The 6,917-nt window shown below is 67.8% G+C and carries 9 protein-coding genes; 3 read left to right on the top strand and 6 right to left on the bottom strand.

All coding sequences use genetic code 11. The features are described 5' to 3' along the window. A partial coding sequence (locus A8G08_RS19885) for a sensor histidine kinase (protein WP_169823341.1) occupies positions 1 to 849 on the top strand: 849 nt, incomplete at its 5' end. Between the two features lie 86 nt (positions 850 to 935). Here A8G08_RS19885 and A8G08_RS19890 read toward each other — a convergent pair. Further along, positions 936 to 1,190 carry a WhiB family transcriptional regulator gene (locus tag A8G08_RS19890; protein ID WP_068278095.1) on the bottom strand — a complete coding sequence of 85 codons (255 nt, stop codon included), beginning with the start codon at positions 1,188 to 1,190 and terminating at the stop codon, positions 936 to 938. A gap of 242 nt (positions 1,191 to 1,432) precedes the next feature. Beyond that, on the bottom strand, positions 1,433 to 2,488 hold the full coding sequence (locus A8G08_RS19895; RefSeq protein WP_068278083.1) for a diacylglycerol/lipid kinase family protein: 1,056 nt from the start codon (positions 2,486 to 2,488) through the stop codon (positions 1,433 to 1,435). An 83-nt stretch (positions 2,489 to 2,571) separates the two neighbouring features. On the opposite strand from A8G08_RS19895, the gene A8G08_RS19900 reads away from it, so the two are divergent. After that, positions 2,572 to 3,015, top strand: coding sequence for a hypothetical protein (locus A8G08_RS19900; protein WP_068278084.1), 444 nt, complete (start codon positions 2,572 to 2,574; stop codon positions 3,013 to 3,015). A 49-nt stretch (positions 3,016 to 3,064) separates the two neighbouring features. Here the strand turns inward: A8G08_RS19900 and A8G08_RS19905 are convergent, their stop codons facing one another. Both A8G08_RS19905 and A8G08_RS19910 read right to left on the bottom strand, forming a co-directional pair. Further along, positions 3,065 to 3,571, bottom strand: coding sequence for a GNAT family N-acetyltransferase (locus A8G08_RS19905; RefSeq protein WP_068278086.1), 507 nt, complete (start codon positions 3,569 to 3,571; stop codon positions 3,065 to 3,067). Between the two features lie 7 nt (positions 3,572 to 3,578). Continuing rightward, positions 3,579 to 4,175: an acid phosphatase gene (locus A8G08_RS19910; RefSeq protein WP_068278088.1), complete on the bottom strand. Its 597-nt coding sequence runs from the start codon at positions 4,173 to 4,175 to the stop codon at positions 3,579 to 3,581. Positions 4,176 to 4,285: 110 nt separating this feature from the next. Here A8G08_RS19910 and A8G08_RS19915 point away from each other — a divergent pair, with 110 nt between their 5' ends. Next, positions 4,286 to 5,080 carry a ParA family protein gene (locus A8G08_RS19915; protein WP_068278090.1) on the top strand — a complete coding sequence of 265 codons (795 nt, stop codon included), beginning with the start codon at positions 4,286 to 4,288 and terminating at the stop codon, positions 5,078 to 5,080. Positions 5,081 to 5,251: 171 nt separating this feature from the next. Here A8G08_RS19915 and A8G08_RS19920 read toward each other — a convergent pair whose 3' ends face one another. Further along, positions 5,252 to 6,073, bottom strand: coding sequence for an SDR family oxidoreductase (locus A8G08_RS19920; protein WP_068278093.1), 822 nt, complete (start codon positions 6,071 to 6,073; stop codon positions 5,252 to 5,254). Between the two features lie 56 nt (positions 6,074 to 6,129). Beyond that, positions 6,130 to 6,917, bottom strand: a 788-nt coding sequence (locus tag A8G08_RS27610; protein WP_483757018.1) for an Rv3212 family protein, incomplete at its 5' end; no start/stop codon positions are given.

The raw sequence follows: 6,917 nt of genomic DNA on the forward strand, positions 1-6,917 counted from the left end.
ATCACCCGCACCCTGATCAGTGACCCGTTCGATGCGCAGGAGGCGGTGAAGGACATCAAGGACGCCCTGGCGGGACGGGCCGGGCGCCGGATGGAAGTGGACGCGCGCGGCGCGACAGTGCTGCTGCGCACGCTTGCGCTGCGCCCGCACGGGCGATCCGCGGGTGCCGCCGTGCTGGTCCGCGACGTGACGGAGGTGAAGCGCCGCGACCGGGCACTGCTGAGCAAGGACGCCACGATCCGCGAGATTCACCACCGGGTGAAGAACAACCTGCAGACCGTCGCCGCGCTGCTGCGACTACAGGCGCGGCGCACCGAGAACGAGGAAGCCCGGGTCGCGCTGACCGAGTCGGTTCGCCGGGTCACGGCGATCGCTGCGGTGCACGACATGCTGTCCATGTCGGTGGACGAGGAGGTCGACCTCGACGAGGTGGTCGATCGGCTGCTGCCGATCATGGCCGACGTGGCCACCGTGCATACGGCGCCCATCGGGGTGCGGCGCGAGGGCAGTCTCGGCGTGCTGTCCGCGGAACGGGCGACGCCGCTGGTCATGGTGCTGACCGAATTGGTGCAGAACGCCATCGAGCACGCCTTCGATCCCGGCAGCGGCGGACTGGTGACAATCAAGGCGGACCGGTCCGCGCGCTTTCTCGACGTCGTGATCAACGACGACGGCCGGGGTCTGCCGAACGGGTTCAGCCTGGAACGTTCCGACCGACTCGGACTGCAGATTGTGCGCACGCTGGTCACCGCCGAACTCGGCGGCTCGATCGGCTTGCACCCGGGTGGTGACGGCGGCACCGACGCAGTGCTCCGGGTTCCGCTCGGACGCCGGTCGGGTCGCGGTTAACCTGCGCGTTCGTCGCTCGTCCAGCCGGGCGCGGGCACGAAAAAGGCCCGGCACCAAAGTGCGCCGGGCCCGATCCGAGTTATTCGTCAGACAGCGCTGCGTGCACGCGTCCGAGCGTTGCGCCGCTTGAGGGCGCGTCGCTCATCCTCACTCATGCCGCCCCACACGCCGGCGTCCTGGCCCGATTCGAGGGCCCAAGACAGGCAGTCAGCGGTGACTGGGCAGCGATTGCAGACGAGCTTGGCATCCGCAATCTGCGCGATCGCCGGGCCGCTGTTCCCCACGGGGAAGAACAGTTCCGGGTCTTCATCGCGACAGATTGCCGTGTGGCGCCAGTCCATCCTCTGCTCCTTACCGGGCGCCCACACCGGGGCGCCGTGTCGTTTTGTTTGGCTTAAATGAGTGCGAACGGCATGTTTCCGCACTGTTGCATGTGAATGCTTTCACGATCACCATAGACGCCAATAGGGTCCGGCGCACCGTGGGGAACCTCACTTCTGTTAAGGTGCCCCTCCGCAGTTTGCGCGTACCTTTTTACTCCGTCAACGATGTTTGCGCACGATAACGGCCAGACTGGTGTTCGTCACGCAGATGTAGATCTTGCCGGAACGACCACTTCGAGCGCATTAGGAATAGATGTGAAACGCACCTCATTCCGAACTCCGACGTAGTCGCCGTCGAGCTGGAAGGCGATCGGCTCGCTTGATCGGATGGTGACGCAGGGCACATCGTCGACGCGAAACAATATGCGGGACTTGGGTTGTGCACCCTCGCGCAACAGCTGCGAAGCCACCCGCAGGGTCGCGAGTACCCCGGTCGAGCGCATGGCGAACACACCGAGGCCAGTGTCGAAGTTGGTGCCCGGATTGGTGGAGACCGGCTTGGCGTCCATGAAGGTCCACGGGCTCGAATTTGAGACAAAGGCGTAATGAACATCGCCCACCGGATCGGTGCCGGGGACCTCGACCGTGAGGGTCGGCTCGTTGCGCTTGTTGCGGAAGAACTCGCGCAGCGTCGTGCGCACGTATCGCGTCGGCGTCGCCGTCCTGCCGCGGCCACGGCTGTCGTCCACCGCCGCACAGACGCGCGCGTCGAGGCCGAGGCCGGCGTTGAAGCCGAACCACCGCGCGGTGCCGAGCGCGGCCGGGGAGTCCGGGTCGGGCCCATCTTCGGTCGGCTCGCCTGCGCTGGGTGATTCCGCGGTCTCATCGGGCGCCGTGCCGGCTGCGAAGCCGAGCCCGATGCGGCGCCGGGTGCCCTTGCCGATCAGGTCGATGAGCTGATTCGTCGCCTCCACCGGGTCCGGCGCGATCCCGAGCGATCGTGCGAAAACGTTCGCCGAGCCACCGGGCAGTACGGCCAACCGCGGCAGGCCGTCGGGGCGGACATAACCGCCCGGGTCGTCCGGTCGCGGAAGGAAACCGTTGATCGCCTCGTTGATCGTGCCGTCGCCGCCGTGCACGACGATGAGGTCCATGCCGTTCGTGGCCGCCCAGCCGGCAAGTTCGGCGGCATGCCCGCGGCGCATGGTGTGCGCGACGGTGAGCTGCATCCGGCTCTCGAGCGCATGCGCGACCAGGTCACGCGCGGCCTGCGTCGTCGAGGTGGCATTGGGGTTGACGATCAGCAGCGCTCGCACGGGCCATGAGCCTAGCTGCCCGCACACCCGCTGGGTGGGGGACGCGACGGGGAACACAGGTGGCCGGCTTATAGGGTTGTGGCGTGTCAGAGCAGCCCGAACAGCAGCCCGCGCAGGATCGACGACCGGCCGCCGTGCCGACGACGGTGCGAGTCGCCGGCTCGTTGGTGACGCTCGAAGGCACGGTCGCCGTCGTCGTCGCGATCACGCTGATCGTGCGCGCGCTGCTCGGCCACGATCAGAGCGGAGCCAGCGGATACGGCACCGCCTCCTGGTTCATCATCCTCGGCGGCGCAGTCCTGGCCGCGGGACTGGCCCTGCTCTTCGGCAAGCGTTGGGGCCGGGCGATCGCGGTGGTCGCGCAGGTGCTTTTGCTGCCCGTGGTGTGGTCGCTGCTGACCGACTCGGATCAGCCGGTGCTCGGTGGATTGCTCGGCGCGGTCGTCGTGGCATCGCTCGGGTTCCTGCTCTGCGGCCCGACCTCGGCCTGGATGGCCGACCAGTACGCCCAGGCCGACCAGGACTGATCTCAGTCTCGTTTCTGGTCGTGCTCCCGGGGCGAAACTTCCGGCCCGCTCAGAGCACCGGTGCCCAGTTGGCGGCATCCTCGAGCGCCGCACCGGTAAGCCGGTAGTTCGTCCAGTCGTCCTGCGCGTCGGCGGACAGTGCGCGGTAGAAGCCGATCGCGGGTTCGTTCCAATCGAGCACCGCCCAGGTGAGCCGCGAGTAGCCCTTGTCGACGCATTCACGCGCCAGTGCGGAGATCAGCGCCCTGCCGTGGCCGCCGCCGCGCATCTGCGGCCGGACGTACAGGTCCTCGAGATAGATCCCGTGCACGCCGTCCCAGGTGGAGAAGTTCAGGAACCACACGGCAATCCCGATCACCTCGCCACCGGACTCGACCACGTGCGCGAACGCGGCAGGGGTGGGACCGAACAGGACGGTGTGCATCTGCTCGGTGGTGACCGTGCATTCGTCGGAGGCCCGCTCGTAATCGGCAAGTTCGTGTACCAGCGCGACGATGGCCGGGACATCGTCAGGCTCGGCTCGGCGCACGACGCTCGCAGTCTCCGTGGTGCTCATAGCACCTTCATAGCACCGGCACAGCGACGTTGTGCGTGACGATCTGCCGGACTCCGTGCTCGAAGCCGAGCACCGTGTAGGCGGCCGGGGAGAACCCGAACCGGCGGCCTTCCCGCACGGGCAGTTCGAGCCACCGGGCGATGAGTGTCCGGGAGAAGTGTCCGTGACCGAAGAGGACCACATCGCGGTCGGGTAGTTGTGCGGCGGACACGTGGAGAACCGTGTCGGCGCGGCCTTGCACGGATTCCGCGGACTCGCCGTTCGGGCACGGATGGGTCCACACCGACCAATGCGGGGCGGTCTCGTGAATCTGTGCGGTGGTGAGGCCCTCGTAGTCGCCGTAGCCCCATTCGACGAGGTCGTCCCACTGCCGTTGGACGGTCATCCCGGCCAATTCGGCTGTGCGCAGCGCGCGGCCGCGTGGGCTCGAAATCACCATCGGATTGCGTAATTCGAGGTCGGCGAGTGCCGGCGCGATCGCACGGGCTTCGCGTTCCCCGGTCTCGGTGAGCGGCAGATCGGTGTAACTCGTGTGCTGACCCGAACGAGACCAGGTGGTTTCGCCGTGTCGGAGCAACACCAACCGCGCATTCGGGGCGATCATGGGTACATCTTGCCCGTCTCGGCCGCGCCGTTCACGACAATGATCGCCCTTACCGATCGGGTTGGTCCCAACACTCGCCGGATGCGTCGAATTACGGAAGGATCGTGCGCGTGACGACAATTCTCGCAGTCGCGAATCAGAAGGGTGGAGTGGCGAAGACGACGACGGTCGCGTCGCTTGCCGCGGCGCTCGGCGCGCTGGGGCACGCCGTGCTCGTCGTGGACCTGGATCCGCAAGGCTGCCTGACGTTTTCGTTCGGACACAACCCCGACCGACTCGAGGAGTCGGTGTACGAGGTCCTGACTGCGGACAAACATGCCAAGGAGGTCTTGCTCGAGACTTCCGAGGGTGTCGCGCTGCTTCCGGCGTCAATCGACTTGGCCGGCGCCGACGCGGTGCTGTTGATGCGGCCCGGGCGCGAATTCGCGCTCAAGCGCGCGCTCGCACCGTTCCGCGGTCATTTCGACGTCATCCTCATCGATTGCCCGCCTTCGCTGGGCATCATGACGCTCAATGGTCTGACCGCGGCGGATTCGGTGCTCATTCCGTTGCAGTGCGAGACCCTCGCGCATCGTGGAGTGGGACAGCTGTTGCGCACTGTGCGCGAGGTGCAGCAGATCACCAACCCGGACCTGCAGTTGCTCGGCGCCCTGCCGACGCTCTACGACGCTCGGACGACGCACGCGCGCGATGTGCTCGCCGATGTAGCGGACCGGTACGACCTACCCGTCCTTGCACCGGCGATTCCACGCACGGTCCGCTTCGCGGAAGCCTCGGCGTCCGGGGCCACGGTTCTGGCGGGGCGCAAGAACAAGGGGGCGATCGCCTACCGCGACTTGGCGAAAAATCTCGCGGGGTACTGGTGGGGCGGTAAGGCACTGCAGACGTTCTCGCCCGAGGCCTGATTAACGGGTTACCCAGCGCCACAAACCTTTTGGCGATCCGCACACGCATTGCGTGTGCGGATCGCCATTTGGTGTGCGGCAGGAGCGGAGCCTGCGGAGCGACCCGTGGGCAGGAGCGGAGCCTGCGGAGCGACCCGTGCGGCAGGAGCGGAGCCTGCGGAACGCCGCGGGTCAGCTGAACAGGCGGGCCAGTTCTTCGTTGCTCGGCGTCCAGGCCGCCGGCCAGTCGGTCGGGCGGCAGACCGCGTCGGTGCCGCCATCGGCGAACAGCACGGATCCGCACAGCAGCGACGAACCGGGCCCGAGCAGGAAGTCCGCGACCGCGGCGATCTCCTCGGGGCGGCCGCGCCGACCCATCGGCACCGGGTAGTAATCGAGCGCCTTCGCCAGATCGGGGTTCACATCCGCCCCGCTGGTCATCGGGGTGTCGATCATCCCCGGTGCGATCGCATTCAGTCGGATTCCTTCGCCAATCCAGTTGGCCTGCACAGCTTCTCGACGCACCCACCACGCCAGGGCGAGCTTGGTGGCGGGGTAGGCGAGTAGTGCGCCGAGCGACTCACCGAGCGCGGTGGCCTCGTCCTCGGTGCCCTCGAGGCAGGCGGTGACCAGATCCTCCGGGATGCCCGGCTGGGTGGTGGTGCTGCTCGACGAGATCACCACCGCCGATGCCGAGCCCGCCCGGCCGAGCGCAGGGCGCAGGCCGGTGAGGAAGTCGACCGCGCCGTAGTAGTTGACCGCGACCATCTTCCCGCCCGGGTGCGGGGACAGTGAGCCAAGTCCGGCGCAGCACACGACACCATGGACGATGCCACCGCATGCCTCCGTCACTGCAGCGACTGCGGCCGCGCGGCCCTCGGCCGTGCTCAGGTCCGCGGTCACATCGACATCTGCGATATCCACACCCACGACAGTGTTGCCCGCTTCGGCCAGCCGACGGGTCGTTGCCGCGCCGATTCCCGAGCGCGCGCCTGTCACTACAAAATTCGCCATGCGCCGAACCTAGGTCATCGCGTTCGCGGGCCAGTGCGCCACCTCGCCTGCGCTGCTCAGGCGAGGGCGACCAATTCCTCGCCGCGTTGCTCGAGGATGGTGCTGCCGCTCACGGAGGTGAGGATTGGACCGTCCAGTTTCTCGTCGCGCGCCACCGGCACCCGTCGCAGTTGGTTTCCGGAGAGCGGGTCGATCACGGCGATCGCGCCGGGCACGGGCACGATGACGACGCCAGCCATCGCGGTGCCGGGTCCGATGGCATCGAGTGAGGACCACAGCGGCGTCAGATCGCCGGCCCGCAACGCGACAACAGCGACACCGGTCCACAGCAGGTAGGCCCCAGGCACGCGCACCGCCACCGCGTCGGCGGGGAGCTCTTCGGACAGCGGATACCGCGCCACCTCGGTACCGGTGGCGTCGTAAACCCCAAGGTAGGGCCGCCGACCTGCGCCGTCGCCGGGAATGTAGATCGTGACCCGATCACCGGAGGCGGCGAGGATCTTGCCCGCACCGCCCGGGGGCAGATCGGCGAGCACCAGGGACGCGTACTCCTCGGGTTTGGTCGGATCCTTCGGCGCCGGGTTGAGCAGGGTCAGCCGATTCCCTGCTTCGCCGGGGCATTGTTCGAGCACCGCGACCCGCGTGCCGCTCGATGCCGCCGAGCGCAGCGCGCAGCCGGTGCGGGGCTGGCTGCGCGGATTCACCGGGGCATCGACGTAGCCGTATTCGAGGGTGCGGACGAGATCGGACCGCCACAGCTCGAGCCGGTTTGGTCCCAGCGAGAGCACGTAGGTCCCGTCCTCGCTGAGTTGGACGGTGTCGTCGGCGTAGCTCGAGCGCGCGG

The organism is Aldersonia kunmingensis, assembly GCF_001646865.1.
Taxonomy (GTDB): Bacteria; Actinomycetota; Actinomycetes; order Mycobacteriales; family Mycobacteriaceae; genus Aldersonia; species Aldersonia kunmingensis.